Origin of the sequence: Thermodesulfatator indicus DSM 15286 (genome assembly GCF_000217795.1) — a bacterium.
GTDB lineage: Bacteria > Desulfobacterota > Thermodesulfobacteria > Thermodesulfobacteriales > Thermodesulfatatoraceae > Thermodesulfatator > Thermodesulfatator indicus.
Map to the genome: position 1 here is coordinate 34411 of NC_015681.1, position 15833 is coordinate 50243.

General features: G+C 44.2%; 13 protein-coding genes and 1 tRNA gene. 3 read left to right on the forward strand and 11 right to left on the reverse strand.

The window, feature by feature from the left end; genetic code table 11:
- Positions 1 to 29: 29 nt before the first annotated feature.
- The 9 genes from THEIN_RS00160 to THEIN_RS00200 all read right to left on the reverse strand — a co-directional run bounded on the left by THEIN_RS00160 (position 30) and on the right by THEIN_RS00200 (position 9895).
- Positions 30 to 794: a zinc ribbon domain-containing protein gene (locus THEIN_RS00160; protein ID WP_013906664.1), complete on the reverse strand. Its 765-nt coding sequence runs from the start codon at positions 792 to 794 to the stop codon at positions 30 to 32.
- Between the two features lie 15 nt (positions 795 to 809).
- Positions 810 to 1928 (reverse strand): Nif3-like dinuclear metal center hexameric protein, encoded by a 1119-nt coding sequence (locus THEIN_RS11875; RefSeq protein WP_013906665.1) that lies wholly within the window; start codon positions 1926 to 1928, stop codon positions 810 to 812.
- A gap of 45 nt (positions 1929 to 1973) precedes the next feature.
- Positions 1974 to 2050, reverse strand: a tRNA-Ile gene (locus THEIN_RS00170).
- A gap of 68 nt (positions 2051 to 2118) precedes the next feature.
- A complete protein-coding gene (gene rpoD, locus THEIN_RS00175; protein WP_013906666.1) occupies positions 2119 to 3801 on the reverse strand; it encodes an RNA polymerase sigma factor RpoD in 1683 nt (560 codons plus the stop codon).
- 22 nt (positions 3802 to 3823) lie between these two features.
- Positions 3824 to 5521, reverse strand: coding sequence for a DNA primase (dnaG, locus tag THEIN_RS00180; RefSeq protein WP_013906667.1), 1698 nt, complete (start codon positions 5519 to 5521; stop codon positions 3824 to 3826).
- Entirely contained in the window at positions 5518 to 7848 is a 2331-nt protein-coding gene (locus tag THEIN_RS00185) for an endonuclease MutS2 (RefSeq protein WP_013906668.1), read from the reverse strand. The genes dnaG and THEIN_RS00185 overlap by 4 nt, the downstream gene beginning before the upstream one ends.
- Before the next feature lie 71 nt (positions 7849 to 7919).
- Complete coding sequence (gene rpsU / locus THEIN_RS00190; RefSeq protein WP_013906669.1) at positions 7920 to 8123, reverse strand: 30S ribosomal protein S21; 204 nt, start codon at positions 8121 to 8123, stop codon at positions 7920 to 7922.
- A 143-nt stretch (positions 8124 to 8266) separates the two neighbouring features.
- Positions 8267 to 9211, reverse strand: a complete 945-nt coding sequence (locus tag THEIN_RS00195; RefSeq protein WP_013906670.1) for an L-threonylcarbamoyladenylate synthase — start codon at positions 9209 to 9211, stop codon at positions 8267 to 8269.
- A gap of 273 nt (positions 9212 to 9484) precedes the next feature.
- Complete coding sequence (locus THEIN_RS00200) at positions 9485 to 9895, reverse strand: acyl-CoA thioesterase (protein ID WP_013906671.1); 411 nt, start codon at positions 9893 to 9895, stop codon at positions 9485 to 9487.
- A gap of 47 nt (positions 9896 to 9942) precedes the next feature.
- Between THEIN_RS00200 and rsmB the strand changes: the two genes are divergently transcribed.
- The 3 genes from rsmB (at position 9943) to THEIN_RS00215 (ending at position 13166) form a co-directional block, all read left to right on the forward strand.
- On the forward strand, positions 9943 to 11313 hold the full coding sequence (gene rsmB / locus THEIN_RS00205; RefSeq protein ID WP_013906672.1) for a 16S rRNA (cytosine(967)-C(5))-methyltransferase RsmB: 1371 nt from the start codon (positions 9943 to 9945) through the stop codon (positions 11311 to 11313).
- A 165-nt stretch (positions 11314 to 11478) separates the two neighbouring features.
- Positions 11479 to 12336: a transposase gene (locus tag THEIN_RS11420; protein WP_013906673.1), complete on the forward strand. Its 858-nt coding sequence runs from the start codon at positions 11479 to 11481 to the stop codon at positions 12334 to 12336.
- Positions 12337 to 12428: 92 nt separating this feature from the next.
- Positions 12429 to 13166 carry a ubiquinone/menaquinone biosynthesis methyltransferase gene (locus THEIN_RS00215; RefSeq protein ID WP_148236914.1) on the forward strand — a complete coding sequence of 246 codons (738 nt, stop codon included), beginning with the start codon at positions 12429 to 12431 and terminating at the stop codon, positions 13164 to 13166.
- On the opposite strand, the gene THEIN_RS00220 is transcribed toward THEIN_RS00215, so the two are convergent.
- Together THEIN_RS00220 and THEIN_RS00225 are read right to left on the reverse strand one after the other, a co-directional pair.
- The gene (locus THEIN_RS00220) at positions 13156 to 14379 is read right to left on the reverse strand and encodes an aminotransferase class I/II-fold pyridoxal phosphate-dependent enzyme (RefSeq protein WP_013906675.1); all 1224 of its coding nucleotides are present in this window, start codon (positions 14377 to 14379) and stop codon (positions 13156 to 13158) included. The genes THEIN_RS00215 and THEIN_RS00220 overlap by 11 nt on opposite strands.
- Before the next feature lie 176 nt (positions 14380 to 14555).
- Positions 14556 to 15833, reverse strand: coding sequence for a nucleoside recognition domain-containing protein (locus THEIN_RS00225; protein ID WP_013906676.1), 1278 nt, complete (start codon positions 15831 to 15833; stop codon positions 14556 to 14558).

Genomic DNA, 15833 nt, shown 5'->3' on the forward strand with positions numbered 1-15833 from the left:
GGCACCTTCCCTGTGCCCCATTTTAGCAATTAAGCCTGAGCCTCTTTGGCTTCTTCGCCTTCTTCATCTTGCGGCAAAATATCAGAGTATTCTTTTTTAAAGAATATAATCCGCTGACAAATAGGACACTCATATACCTTGTCATCTCGCTGCAATTCATTATAAAGCTGAGGAGGGATATTCATATGGCAACCGTCACAAACGGCATTTATCACCGGCACCACCGCCACCCCGTTACGGTGAGATTTAATAAATTCGTAACGTTTGAGGAGATTTCCAGGAATATTTTTAGCAATAGCTTCCCTTTCCTTCCAAATCCCTTCCCTTTCCTTATCAAGCTCTGCCCGGCGAGTTTCATATTTTTGGTGTTCTTCTTCAACCTGTTTTTCAAGTTCCGCTATTTCATTTTTTAGGTCTTCTTTCTGTTTGGTAAGCTCTTCCACGCGTTCCATCATTTTAAGAAGTTCTTCTTCGCGAAGCTTGTTGGCCTTTTTAATTTCTTCTATTTCTTTTAGAAGGGCCTGATATTCTCTCTGGGCCTTGACCTCCATAAGGCGGGTCTGACTCTTTTTAAGACGCTGATACTCTTGCTCAAGTTCCTCTTCAAACTTACGCCGTTTAAACTTCAGTTCCTCAATTTCGTTTTCAAGTGCTTCCATTTCATTCTTTTTCTGAGCAAGGGCCTCCTCGGCCTTCTTTAAAGACTCTGGGAATTCATCCTTGGCCTTATCCAAAGCCAAAATTTTTAAATCAATCTCCTGTAATTTGATGAGATTTACGATTTCCTCCCGCACTATTTACCTCCTCCTTTAAAATAACGGTATAAACGGGTTTTTTTCTTTTAACATGGTAATTTGTAGTTCTTCACCTTTGCTGTTGGCCATTTTTTGAAAAAATTCCGCCATTTTAGGCACTATGAGGCTTTCGGACTCAAAATGGCCAACAGAAATCAAGGAAAGCCCTCTAGCTTCAGCCTCACGAGCCTGGTGATACTTGACCTCAGCGGTAATATAGACCTCGGCCCCCAGAGAAAGCGCATTTTCAAAGAAGTCCCCTCCTGCTCCACCACAAAGGGCCACTCTTTTGACCAGTTGCTTAGGGTCTCCCACCATAAAAATAGCCTGTGAATTAAGTAGTTGGCTCAATTTTTGAGCCAGCTCATAAAGAGTATATTCCAATGGGAGTTCACCTATCCGGCCCAGGCCATAACGGTAATCATAAGCCTCAGTCGGCCATACATCTATGGGAACCTCTTCGTAAGGGTGTACTTCCTTGATTTTGGCTATAACTCGAGCCAGCAAAAATTCAGGTACTAAAAATTCCATCTTGGTTCCAGACACTAAGTTGAGCTTGCCAACTTTTCCTCTGTAAGGTTTTGCCTCTTCTTTAGGATAAAAACTTCCTATACCCTCTGTGGCAAAAGAACACCCACTATATTTTCCCCTCTGGCCAGCCCCTTCTTTTAACAAAATCTCTCTTACTTTTTCTTCGTAACCTTTAGGTACGTAAGTAGTTATCAAAAATAACTTCGTGGCTTTAGCCGGCAAAAGAGCTCTTTCTACTTTTAAATGCAAGGCTTCGCCTAGAACGTCACTCACTCCCTCTTTTGCTGAATCAAGGTTGGTATGACAGGCTATAAGGGAAATATCTTTTTCAGCAAGAGTTTTTACCGCCTTACCAGGCCAGGTGTCCCAACAAATTTGCTTGGTGGACTTAAAAAAGAAGGGATGATGGGTGACAAGGCAATCGATTTTTTGAGTTAAGGCTTGAGCCAGGGTCTCAGGGGTAAGGTCTAAGCAAACACCAAGATGTTTTACCTGTTTTTTGAGGGATCCAAGCTGGAGACCAACGTTATCCCAATCCTCAGCTAGTTTTTTAGGGGCCCAACTTTCTAAAGCGGCTATAATTTCCTCGACTGTTATCGCCATTTTTTGAGCAAAAATAAAAGGTGCATTTACATGCACCTTTAAAATTGGTGGGCCCACCTGGACTTGAACCAGGGACCTACCGGTTATGAGCCGGTGGCTCTAACCAGCTGAGCTATGGGCCCACAATATATTTTCCTCTTAAAATGTATCCTCATCCTCTCTTTTGTCAACCTGCTCCAAAATTTGTTATTTAAACATTTTTTATAAAACAGCGCAATTTTCGGCTACGGCTTGGATGCCTTAATTTTCGCAAGGCCTTCGCCTCTATCTGTCTGATTCTTTCTCTCGTCACCCTAAATTCCTTACCTACTTCTTCAAGAGTATGCTCGCCTTTTTCACCTATGCCAAAACGCATCCGCAATACTTTCTCTTCTCTAGGGGTAAGGGTGGATAGTACTCGACGTGTCTGCTCTATAAGGCTTAGAGAAATAGCCACTTGATCCGGAGGGGGAACACTTGGATCTTCGATGAAATCCCCCAAATGCGAATCTTCATCTTCACCAATAGGCGTTTCAAGAGAGATGGGTTCTTTGGCTATTTTTAGAATCTTGCGAACTTTCTCTACTGGCAGTTCAAGCCTTTCAGCAATTTGTTCGGGCGTGGCTTCCTGGCCTGTCTCTTGATAAATCTGAAGAGAAGCCCTTACTAGCTTGTTTATAGTTTCAATCATGTGTACGGGAATACGAATGGTGCGGGCCTGATCAGCAATAGCCCGGGTAATGGCCTGTCTTATCCACCAGGTGGCATAAGTGCTAAACTTGTAACCGCGGCGGTAATCAAACTTTTCCACCGCCTTCATAAGGCCAATATTTCCTTCCTGGATTAAGTCCAGAAATTGTAAACCGCGGCCTGTATATTTTTTGGCAATAGAAACCACCAATCTCAGATTGGCCTTAACCAGCTCATCTTTGGCCTTTCTTATCTTTTCTAATGAATGTTCTAGGTCGCGAGCTACACTTTGTAATTTCTTGGCAGAAAGGCCAGTTTGTTTCTCTGCCTCTTCGATGGCCTTTTGAGCCAGTAAATATCTCGCTCTGAGATTAAGGAAGCGGTCCATATCCATTCCCAGTTTAGCCGCTGACTTTTCTATTTCCGAAAAGTGACCATTAGTCTTTTGAAAATGGACCGCAAGGCTTGAAAGAGAGCGACCGGCCTCTCTTTCACAGGCTTTTAAGTCTCTATGTGCCTTTGTAATTTTTTCATAGCCATCAATTATGGGTTTAATTATCCTTTCTAGACATCGCTTATCAAGACGCAGTTGACAAAGACGGGCTAAAATTTCTTCACGCAACTTCCTGGCTCTTTGACGCATACGCGCCTTGGCCTGTTTATTAGAAGAGGAATCGAGAGCTTCCTCTAGGCTCAACAAGTCTCTAGCAATACAGCGTATTTCTAGCAGAATTCCTTGAAGACCTTGGCTTCGCTGTTCGATATCAGATTCATTATCAGAAAAACAATCATCAAGGTCTCTAACTATTTCGCGGGCCTTAAGTTGACCGGCAAAGAATTCTTCACAGATATTGAATATTTCTTGCACTACGCCACGAGCCTTAATGGCTACTTTTAAGGCCTCGTGTTCTCCTTGTTCAATAATTTTGGCTACTATTACCTCTTCTTCGCGACTCAAAAGACGGGCTTGCCCCATTTCTTTTAAGTAAAGCTTTACCGGGTCAGAGCGGGAAACATCTTTGGTCACCTCTTCGGCAATCTCTTCAAGAGAGGCTTCTTCTACCTTGGTCCCTATATCCAGGCTTTCCACCAAGTCAGCTACTTCTTCAATGGGCATAGAAAATGACCTAAGGACAGACTTTTTCCGCACCCCCTTTTCTTTAAGCTCCTCCAAGACACTTAAGTCTTTGGTGAGGTCTGCCATACCCCCCTCCCTCTTTAAAATTTTAAAGATTTAAACGGCAAAGATTTTGATACTCTTTTAACAAACGCAAGGCTTCCTCTTCCCGGCCGGCTTTTTCCGCCTCTTTAATGGCCTGACGTATTTCCAAGAGTTTTTTCTTGCTTTTCTTTCTGAACAGCCAACATTTTATACCGGCATATACTTCTTCTGGAGAAACGTCATCAAAAGGAGGCGGAGAAAGAAGTATTTCGCTAAGTAAAGCTTGAAGTTCCAAATCCTCAAGGGAAAGATCCGCATAAGACTTGTTTTCAAGTTCAGAAAGCTTTTCTATAAGAGCACGATAAAGAGGATTTTGAACATGTTCAAGTATCCCCTCTTCAAGTAAACTGGATAAATATTCCGGGTAATGAACTAGGAATTCAAGCACTAGCCTTTCTGAATAGACTTTTCCCTTCGGCGAAGGCACCTTAAAAGAAGAACGGGAATCAAATGTGCGTCGCAGGGCTGTCTCTGAAACACCAAGCCTCTCTCCCAGTTTAGAAAGCTCAAGCTCAAAGAGAAGAGGATCTTTTATGGCGGAAAGCGCTGGCTTTATCTCCTGAAAGAGCCTTAAGCGCCCTTCAGGTGTTTTAGAAAAACGAGGTTCAAGCACCGCAATCATAAAGTCAAAGATGTCCTGAGCTTCTTCAACTAGTTTACGAAAACCCTCGGCACCGAACTTCCTCACGAAGGTATCAGGGTCTTCGCCAGCCGGAAGAGTGATCACCTTAGGGAAAAGGCCTTCATTCAGAAAGATAGGGGCCGCGCGTAAGGCCGCTTTAACACCCGCTTCATCGGCATCAAAGACCAGATACCACTCAGAGGTAAGGGAACGGAGCTGCCTTGCGTGGTGGGAGGTAAGGGCCGTACCAAGTGTGGCCAACACCTCGGTAACTCCTGCCTCAAAAAGGGAAATCAAATCAAAATAACCTTCTACAATAAAACCCCGTTTAGCTTCCCTAATAAAAGACCTGGCTTGAAAAAAGCCGTAAAGGATAGACCCTTTGTGATACACAGGAGTTTCTGGAGAGTTGAGGTATTTTGGCTCTCCCTGATCAAGCACCCTACCCCCAAAACCCGCCACTCGCCCAGAGTGGTCATAAATGGGAAAGATGAGACGGGCACGAAAACGATCGTAAAAACTTCCGTCAGTACGCCTTACTAAAAGCCCAGCCTGCTCAGCTAGCTCTAGCGAGGCCCCTACCAGCTTCAAGTGTGAAGCCAGGCTATCATAAGAGGCTGGAGCAAACCCCAGCCCAAATGCCTTGGCTACCTTAGAGGATATACCTCGTTCTTTTAGGTAGCCTCTGGCCTTTTCCCCTTCTTTTGAAGACCATAAAAGATGCTCAAAAAAACGCTTGGCCTTTTGATTAATTTCAAAAAGCTTTTCTCTTAAAGAGTCTTCTTTGGTATCCCAGGAAATCGAAATATTGAAACGTGAGGCCAGCTCTTTTACCGCGGCTACAAAATCAAGGTTGTGAAACTTCATGTAAAAGGCGATAACATCACCGCCTGCCCCACAACCAAAACAATGAAAGATTTGCCTCTCTTCGTTTACCGTAAATGAAGGCTTGCGATCAGCATGAAACGGACAAAGCCCCAAATAATTGCGCCCTACTTTCTTTAAGGCTACGTGTTCGCCGATAACATCAACGATGTTGGCTACTTCTTTTATGCGTCTTACCGCCTCTTTAAGGCTCAAACAGCAGCCTCCTTGGTGGCTAATTCTACCACAGTTACCGCCTCGCCACCTTGATAACCTTCCCCTGGACGCACCGAAGTTACCAGGGCGTGTTCTTTTAAATAATCTCTAACCGCTTTCATAAGACGCCCGGTTCCCAGGCCGTGAATTATAATCAAGTGCGTCTTTCCGGCGAGAAAGGCCCTGTCAAGGGCTTTATCAAGCTCATAAAGGGCATCTTCCACTCTCAAGCCAATCAAATTAAGGGTATCAGGGGCTTCCTTTTGAGCCTCTACTTTAAAAGAGCTTTTTTTACAACCTTGTTCTGGCCTTTTAGATAAGACTATAAGTTCTTTTGGCGAAACTTCCACCCTGAAAGGCCCTATTTGCACTTCAACCAGATTCCCTTTGAGGCGAAGGACCTTCCCCTCCTGCCCTACCCCTTTTATTTTTACCGCAGCCCCAGGCTCAAGCTGGATATCTTCTTTCTCTCTGGCCGGAAGAATATCTTCGGCCTTTTCTTTTATGAAAGAGGAAAAGGCCTCCCTGGCCTTCTTTTCCTGAAATCCTCTTTTTTCAATAGAACGCAAAAAAGTTTTGAATTCTTCTTCAAGAGCAGCAAGCTTTTCTTCAACCTGCTTAACCAAGGCCTTCTCTTTAGCGGCAAAGTCTTCTTTGAGTTTGGCTTCAAGCTCTTTTAACTCTTGCTCACGCTTAGCTAAGGCTTCCTTCTGGCGCAAAAGGGCTTCTCTTTCAAAGGAAAGCTCTTCAAGCTGCTTACGCAAAGCCCCGATTACCTCTTTAAAACTTTCGTCTCCCTTACCAAGATAATCCTGCGCTTTGTTGATAATCTTGGCGGAGAGCCCAAGCCTTTCGGCCAAAAGCAAGCCCTGGGACAAACCGGCTACTTCGTAGATTAGCTGATAGGTGGGAAGCCCAGTTTCTTCATCAAAACCAACGGCTATAGGCAAAATCCAATCTCTGCTGAAAGAAAAGGCCTTAAGGGCTTCATAATGAGTGGTGGCAAGCACTCTGGCGCCCCGTTCGTAAAGTTCCTCAAGCACAGCCATGGCCAGAGCCGCTCCTTCTTCTGGGGCTGTGCCCCGGCCGATTTCATCAAGCAGAAAAAGCTTCCCGGAACCGGCTATTTCCAGGGCCTTTTTCAGATTTTTAACGTGGGCCGAAAAAGTACTTTCGTTGGCGGAAATATCCTGTTCATCGCCTATATCCACAAAGATATCTTCAAAGACAGGAAGCTCACTATCAGGTGAGGCGGGAATGGGAATGGCGCTTTGGGCCATAACCACCAAAAGGCCAACTGTTTTTAGGGCCACGGTTTTCCCACCCATGTTTGGCCCACTAATGATTACTACCGGGCGCTCTTCAGGAAAAACAAAGTCATTACGGACTACTTCCCGTAAGGAAAGCAACAAAAGGGGGTGAGCCGCCTTTTTCAGAATTAGAGAACCTTCTTTTTTGAAAGCCGGAAGGGATCCTTTAATCTGTTTAGCAAAGGCTACCTTGGCCTGAATAACATCTACCTCGGCAACGGTTTCTTCAAGTTCCCAAAAATCTTGGGCGTATTCCGCTACCTTCTCAGAAACTTCTTTGAGAATACGTTCCCTCTCTCTTTCTTCAGCACGCTTTAAGGCTTCTATTTCGTTGGTGATTTGAATAATTTCAAGGGGCTCTATAAATACCGTAGCGCCGCTGGCTGAGACATCGTGCAAAACTCCAGGAATTTTGGCCTTGGCCTCGGCTTTTACAGGAAACACGTGACGCCCTTCGCGCTGGGCAATTATCTCTTCCTGAAGAAACCCTGCCCGCGCATATTTTTTAAGCAGCTCTTCAAGGCGCTTTCTAAGCCTTTCTTGAGCCTTATTTTGAGCCACTTTAAGCGAATAAAGCTCAGGGCTTGCATCAGGCTTGAGGCCACGGTCGTCAAAAAGACTCTCGAAATAACGTCTTAAAGGAGAAAGATTGGGGATACGGGCCTTGATAGCCCTAATTTGTGGGAAATTAGCCTGGGCCAAATAAGAAGTAAGTTTTTTGGCTACCTGTAGATAACGCAATAGAACCAGGGCCTGCTTTTCAGAAAGAACTCCGCCTTTAGTAGTTCTTTTTACCAGAGGAATAAGCGTAGGAAGGGAGTCAAGAGGAGGCGTTCCCGTTTCAATTACCAGCTTTTCAAAATCTCTTAATTTTTCGGCTTCTATTTCAAGGGAAGTTAAATCTTTTAAAGGGCTGAGCTTGGTAACTAAATTAGCACCAAGTTCAGTAAATGTTTTTTCACGCAGGATATCTTTTATATGATGAAATTCAAGCTTTTTAAGGCTTTCTGGTCTCATCAAAGGTATTTTGGCAAAACTTTTGGAACAATTAAAAACCCGGCTCTGGCAACAGAGCCGGGCCAAAAAAATTAGTCACGCTGTTTCATGCGTTTGAGGCGCTTGAGCAGTCTTTTGCGGGCGGCCATGAGTTTTTTCTTGCGGCGGACACTAGGCTTTTCGTAGTATTCTCTCTTTTTGATTTCAGAAAGAATTCCCGCCTTCTCACACGCTTTTTTGAATCGTTTCAAGGCCTGTTCAAAGGGTTCGTCTTCTTTAACGATTACGCCAGCCAAAAAAATTCCCTCCCTCCATTTTGAGATATCAAAAAACGATATTACCACCTGAAAAACCCCTGTCAACAAAGAAAATCAAGAAAATTCAACAAAATTGAGCTAATAACTACTTTTTTACTATAGTTTAAGCTATCTCTAAGCTATTAAAAAGCAGCTTCGGCCTTTCTAAGGCGGTCCATAATAGCCAGTCCCAGGCCTTCTTCAGGTACAGGTTCCACTAAAATTAAGTCAAGGCCCATCTGGTCAAGCTCGTGTAAATACTTAAAAAGATTGGCCGCCGCTTCCCTCAAGTCTCCTGAAGGAGTAAGTATCCGCACCGCTTCATACTTACCTTCTGGAGCTTTAGAAAAAGCGAGAAAACCTATCTTTTTGCCCTTTATCTCCAAGTTTTTTTGCCAGATTTTAAGCGGAGTTCTTGGGGCATAATGACTTTTTAACTGCCCCGGGGCCTTTGGTTTTTCAGGCTTTCTTTTTATTTTGATCTCCCCCAGAACTTCCTTTAAAGCTTCCATAGGCACGCCACCAGGCCGCAAGAGTACCGGTTCTTTTTCAGTCAAATCAAGGATAGTTGACTCAAGCCCTACCTGACATTCACCGCCCTCAAGAATAAAAAGCTTCTCTCCAAAGTAAGAAAGAACGTGTTCGGCCCTGGTGGGGCTAAGCTGCCCAAAGGGGTTAGCACTGGGAGCAGCCAAAGGAAAACCACATTCCTTAATAAGGGCTAGCGCCACCTCATGGGCTGGCATTCTTATGGCTACTGAAGAAAGCCCGGAAGTAACAATATCTGGCACTTTGGGCTTTTTGGGGAGGATCAAAGTCAAGGGGCCAGGCCAAAAACGCTTGGCCAAAGCCCTGGCTCGCTCGTCAAAGACGGCCACCTCGGCCATAGCGATATCAGCCACGTGGACAATCAAAGGATCAAAGTACGGGCGCCTTTTGAGTTCAAAAATCTTGGTCACCGCCCTTTCATCAAATACATTGGCTCCCAGGCCATAGACCGTCTCCGTAGGAAAGACTACCAAATCTCCGGCCCTTAAAAGCTCAGCTGCTTTTTTGATGTTATCAAGTGTGGGTTTTAATATTGGCATTTTTAGACTTTATGAAGACCTTTGTAAAAAGCTTTAGATAAGAGACTCCTTCGCCCATACGGACTCTTAGTAACAAAAAGGAAAGGGCTCGACACCCTAAAAGAGTCATCGTGAGGCTGCGTCAGCAGCCGAAGCAATCTCGCGTGGCAACAACGGCACCATAGCAATCTCAACTTATATTTTTTAAAAGTCTCTATTAGTTGTTTTCTATTTGGCATTATCACTACAAAACAGAGCTAAAATTGTCTAAGTTTCTGCGAACTCAAATTAAAATTAGCTTTCAGATATCTTTTTAAGAACGTTATAAAGGTTTTCAGGAAATTTTATAAGACGCCCGTCTTTATTAACTGGCACGTGAACGGTGAAGCCTTCTACCAAGAGCTTTTCTTCAAGAAAGATTTTGTATTCAAAACGCACCTTATGGGGGTAAAGCTCGGCAAACCTGGTTTCAATGGTAACTAAATCATCATAACGGGCCGGATGGCGGTATCTCGCCTGGGCCTCCACTACCGGCAAGATAAGCCCTTCTTTTTCTTCAATATCGCGGTAGGTAAGTCCAGCCTGGCGCAACAGTTCCGTGCGCCCTATTTCAAAGAGCCTAAAATAATTGGCGTAATAAACCACGCCACCACAATCGGTGTCTCCATAAATAATACGATAACTAACCCTTGCCACTTGAGTCATCTCGCCTTAAAACTACCCCTGAAACCTCTTGTTCACAAGGAGAAAGTATGCCCAAGTTGCCAGTAAAAAACCCCCGGGCCATGGCGCTCAAAGTTCTCATACGCTGGGAAACCAAAAAGCCCCTTTTGGACGAAGTCTTAAACGAAGTGCTTGAAAAAAGTGTACTTCCAGACCCACGAGATAGGGCTTTCGTTTCTGAGCTCATAAACGGAGTAGTAAGGCATCTGGTTTATCTTGATTATGTCCTTTCCAGGGTGAGCCGAAAACCTCTTGACAAAATGGACCCAGAGGTAAGAAACGCCTTGCGTCTTGGGGCCTATCAAATTTTTTTTACCCGCGTGCCTGTTCAGGTAGCCGTGGCGGAAACTATAAAACTCGTAAAGCCCCGCCGCGGCCAATGGATTGTAAACTTTGTAAATGCCGTCTTAAGAGAGCTCGCCAGGCGCAAAGATGAAATTTCTCTTCCTCCAAAAGAAATGGACCCGGTTGAACACCTGGCTATCAAATACTCTTATCCTCGCTGGCTAGTTGAGCGCTGGCTTAAACGCTTTGGCGAAGAAGAAACCGAGGCCCTGCTTAAAGCCGGAAACGAAAGGCCAACTTTAGTGATACGAGCCAATACTTTAAGGGTAACTAGAGACAACCTCTTGCTCTTCCTAAAAAAAGATGTGCCTGAGGCGAGCCCCTGCCGCTTTAGCCCTGACGGCATTGAACTAAAAGGCTTTCGCGGTCAGGTAACCTCTCTTAAGGCCTTTAAGTTCGGGTGGTTACAGGTGCAGGACGAAGCCAGCCAGTTGGTAAGCTATCTCCTTTCCCCGAAGGAAGGCGAACGAATCCTAGACGCCTGTGCTGGAGTTGGCGGTAAAACTACCCATCTGGCCCAGCTTATGCGAAACACCGGGAAAATTTACGCCATGGACGTGCTCGCCTGGAGACTCAAGCGCCTTGAAGAAAACGCAAAACGCCTGGGAATAACGAACATAGAGGTAATCACTGGTGACGCCACTAAAAGCATTGAAAAACTCGGCGGAAAATTCTTTGACCGTATCCTCATAGACGCCCCCTGTACAGGGACTGGCGTCATAAGGCGTCATCCAGATATAAAATGGGCCAGAAAACCGGAAGACCTGGTAACCGTTCCCGAAAAACAGCTTTCTTTGCTCAATTCCCTGGCTCCTTTGGTAAAAGAAAAAGGGGTAATAGTTTACGCCACCTGTAGCCTTGAACCCGAAGAAAACGAAGAGGTAATAGAGAAGTTTCTTAAAAAACACCCGGAATTTCAGATAGAAGACGCCCGCAAGTATCTGCCAGAAAAGGCCCAAGAATTAGTAGATAAACGGGGCTTTATGCATACCTATCCGCATCGCCATGGCCTTGACGGCTTCTTCGCCGCAAGACTCAAAAAATTAGACAAATAAAAAATTAGACAAATAAATTACATCTTTTTTTCTTTTTTCTCTTTCTTCTTTCTCTCCTCGCGTGCCACTAAATAGCGTAACAAAAGGGACAGGCAAAAATTTCAAGCTCCAGAGACCACATTCCGATAAGAGGGACAGGCAAAGAAAAAATTTAGGAGGTCTCTTATGCCACGCATCCCACGTTTTTTCATGAATGATCCACGAGCCGCTTATCATGTAATCTCCCGCACAGCCTTGCCCGGCCATGATGTCCTCGGCGATGATGAAAAAGAACACTTACTCCATCTTATTAGTTGGCTCTCGCAGGTCTATTTCGTCGAAGTTTATGGCTTCGCCATTATGGGTAACCATTTCCATCTCCTCTGCCGCATGCTCCCTGAAGACCAGTTCTCTGACGAAGAAGTAAAACGCCGCATTCGCCTCTACTACGGCGAGAAACGCAAAATTTTCTTCTACGAAGAGGTGCTCAAAAAATGGCGGAAAAGGCTTGGAAATCTTTCTCGATACGTCCAGGACATCAAGCAGCGCTTTTCACGCTGGTATAACAAGCGCGTTGACCGCAAGGGCTATTTCTGGGCTGACAGGTTCAAGTCCGTCATCATTGAGACAGGCGAGGCTCTGCTTAATTGTCTGGCTTACATAGAGTTAAACCCGGTGCGGGCAGGAATTGTAGAAAAGCCAGAAGACTATCGCTGGTGCTCGCTAGGATACAGAGCAAGAAAAGGGACAGGCAAAACTTTTTTGACGCTTGATATCGGCCTTCCGTCCTATGCTAACAAATCAGAAAAAGAGCGCTTCAGGCTTTATCGGAAATTTGTTTACGGCAAAGGTGGGCTTGACGAGCCAGAAAGAGGGACAGGCAAAATCTTCCGGCAAAGAATCAATTTTTTTACAAAAGGTCTGGCTATTGGAAGCAAAGGTTTTGTAGAAAGTGCGGCCTTAAAGTTAAAAAGATTTCTCGGGCTCAAACGAGGAAGAAAAAGTAAAACGATAAAAGACTGGACAGATATGGCTTTTATCTGAGCTTAAAACTTACTTGACTTGTAATTTTTGGATAAAATTTCGGAAAGAAATCTTTTTAAATTTAAAAAATGAAAAATTTTGCCTGTCCCTAATTGTTCTTTGAGGTATTTTTGAGTATTTTGCGAGGCATGGTGGCTCTAGACAAGAAAAAATACGTAAAGACCAAGTTCTCAAAGGTCACTCGTCGGTACGATTTAGTAAACACTTTAGGGAGTCTAGGGGTTGATCACTGGTGGCGATATTTGTGTATCCGCGAGCTCAAGGCGTATCCTGGCCCTATTCTTGACCTTTGTGCAGGCACTCTCACGCTATCTAAAGAAATCGTTAGACAAAGGCCAAGACCCGTAGTTGCCCTAGATATCACCTATGAAATGCTATCTTATGGTAAACTTCGCCTGGCCAGACATCCGGCCCTGAGCTTTATTTTCCCTGTAGTCGGTGACGCTGAAAAACTTCCCTTTTCAGCTAACCAATTTTGGGGAGCATCGGTAGCTTTTGGTATAAGAAATCTGGCCGATCCTGAAAAGGGGTTAAAAGAAGTGCTTCGGACATTAAAACCAGGTGGGAAATTTGTTATTCTTGAATTCTCAAGGCCTACTTTACCTGGCTTCAGCCATCTTTATCGCCTTTACCTCAATAAATTCATGCCCCTTTTAGGAGGAAACCTTACCGGAGACCGCGAAGCTTACGAATATTTAGCTGATTCTATTGAAAAATTCCCTGCTCCCGAAGAATTTTCTCTTTTAATGAAAAATTGCGGTTTTAAAAAAGTAAAGTACTTTCAGTTAAGTTTTGGCATTGTAACAATTTATACCGGCCTTAAGCCCTAAGCCCTCTACGTGCCAAAAACTTTTTCATGAAATCTTTTATCCGCGTGTAAGCCTTTTTAAGTAGATCTTCAGGAGGCAAAAACACCACTCGAAAATGGGCTGTACCTGGCTTTTCGCCAAATCCGCTTCCATGAACCACAACTACCCCGGTTTCCGCAATGAGTTCTTTGACAAATTCCCTATCAGACACTTCAGGTATATCTATACGGGGAAAAGCATAGAATGCCCCTTTAGGTTTCACACAGGAGATTCCCGGAATGTCGTTTAACATCTCGTAGGTGAGATCGCGTCTTTTCTCTAGCTTTTCAATAACTTCTTTAAGATGACCTTGATTGCCATTTAAGGCCACGGGAATAGCATATTGTTTAGGATGTGAAGCGGAAAGACGAGCTCTTGCCAGTTTGTGAATGGCCTCTACGAAGTCTTTCACCACTTCCCAAGGACCCGAAACAATGCCCCACCCAATTCTAAAACCAGGAGCCAAATAACTCTTTGAAAGACCGTTAAAGGTAACCACAGGAACTTCTAGATCAAGAGACGCAATAGATATATGTTTAGCACCATCAAAAACAAGTTTATCGTAAATTTCGTCAGAAAATATTACCAGTTGGTGTCTTCTAGCTATATCTATAATGCCCCTTAAAGTTTCTTCAGAATAAACCGCCCCTGTAGGATTATTGGGGTTAATTATCACTATGGCTCTGGTTTTTTCATTAATTTTGGCCTCGATATCAGCAAGATCAGGCTGCCACTCATTTTCTTCATCGAGATAATATGGGTTAGGCTCTGCTCCCAATTTAGCTAAAATAGCCGTGTAAAGGGGATAACCAGGATAAGGAACTAAAACATTTTCACCTTCGTTTACGAGAGCTGTCAAAGCAAAATCGATAGCTTCACTAGCCCCAGAGGTTACGTAAATGTCAGAGGGTTCGATACCGGCTTTTCGGGCTTCTTTACGTATGGCACAAATGGCTTCGTCAACACCTTCAGAAGCAGAATAGCCGGTCAAATTTTCGCACATAGCCTGATAAGTAGCCTCTATGATAGGCTCTGGAGTGCGAAAGTCAAACTGAGCGGGATCTCCTATGTTTAGAAAAATTAATTCCTTACCCTTTTTGCGGGCCTCGTTGGCTACTAAAACTATATCTCTAACGGCGTATTCAATATTTTCCGTGCGTTTAGCGGGTTTTATAGGTTCAAAATCTCTTTTCATAGCCAAATCACCCTGATTTTAAGTGTCAAAATAAGATAATGACGCTCTTTAAAGCATGTGTCAATAATTAAACTATTAGCGTCATTATGAGATTACAGTTCGAAATAGGGACAGGCAATTTATGTTTAAAACTAGTCGCCTTTACTTATTTCTAGGGCTTCACACTAAGGGCTTTATCAATAAGTAACCTTGCAGATAAAAAAAGCCGCGGCTATTCCCACAAAATCGGCAAAAAGGGCTGCCCAAACCGCGTAACGCGGATCTTTTATTCCTACTGCTCCAAAATAAACAGCCAATACGTAAAAGGTGGTTTCGGTTGAACCTTGGATCGTCGAAGCAAGGTAAGAGGCAAAACTATCAGGGGCACGAGCTACAATTTCACTCATAAGACCAAAGGCCCCCGAACCAGAAAGAGGACGCAAAATAGCTACAGGCAAAACCTCAGCCGGGAAACCAATAGGATCAGTAATGGGCTTAAGCAGTTGAGCTAGATAGTTAAAGGCTCCAGAAGACTTGAACATAGCAATGGCTACCAAAATCATTACCAGAAATGGAATAATCCTTACTGCCACCTGAAAGCCTTCTTTGCCTCCTTCACAGGCCTTCTCATAAACAGGTACCCCTCGCCAGTAACCAAAGAAAAGTAACCCTAGCATCAAAAGAGGAACTATCCAAAAAGAAACTATTTCACGGAAAGTATCAGCTGTAGGAGACTCAAAAATTCGGTAAAGCAAAAGCCCACAAAATAACAACAGAGTAAAAATCAAAAAAAGCTTTTCCCCTTTAGGTATGACTGCTAAATCTCTGGGGTTTGACTGCTTGGTTTCGTCATTATTTACTTCTTCGGAGTCCACTCTAGGTGGAGGCTCTTCCCCACTCAAACGAGCCAAAAACTTAGCGGCTACAATTGCCGCTATGGTAGAACAGGTTGTAGCAAAAATAGTAGGAAAAATAATAGATGCTGGCTGTGAGGCTCCTGCAGCAGCACGCACGGCTATCACTCCTAACGGCAAAAGGGTGACATTTGATGTATTAATGGCCAGGAAAAGACACATGGCATTGGTGGCTCGTTCAGGGTGAGGGTTAAGTTTTTGAAGTTCCATCATGGCCTTAATACCAAGAGGAGTAGCAGCATTTCCCAGGCCCAACATGTTAGCAGAGATATTCATCACCATAGCACTCATAGCCGGATGAGTAGGGGGGACATTGGGAAAAAGTCGTACCAAGATACATTTTACTTTGCGAGAAATTATTTCCAGAAGGCCGGCCTCTTCGGCCACCTTCATGATCCCCAGCCAGAGGGTCATAGCTCCGATAAGGCCGATGGCCAATTTCACCGCCGTCTTAGCGGCATCAAAGGAAACTTTAGTAACAGCTTCCATGGAGTTATTGTAGGCGGCCGCCAAGACCGCCAACAAAATAAGATAGAACCAAATGCGGTTCATAATGGCCAT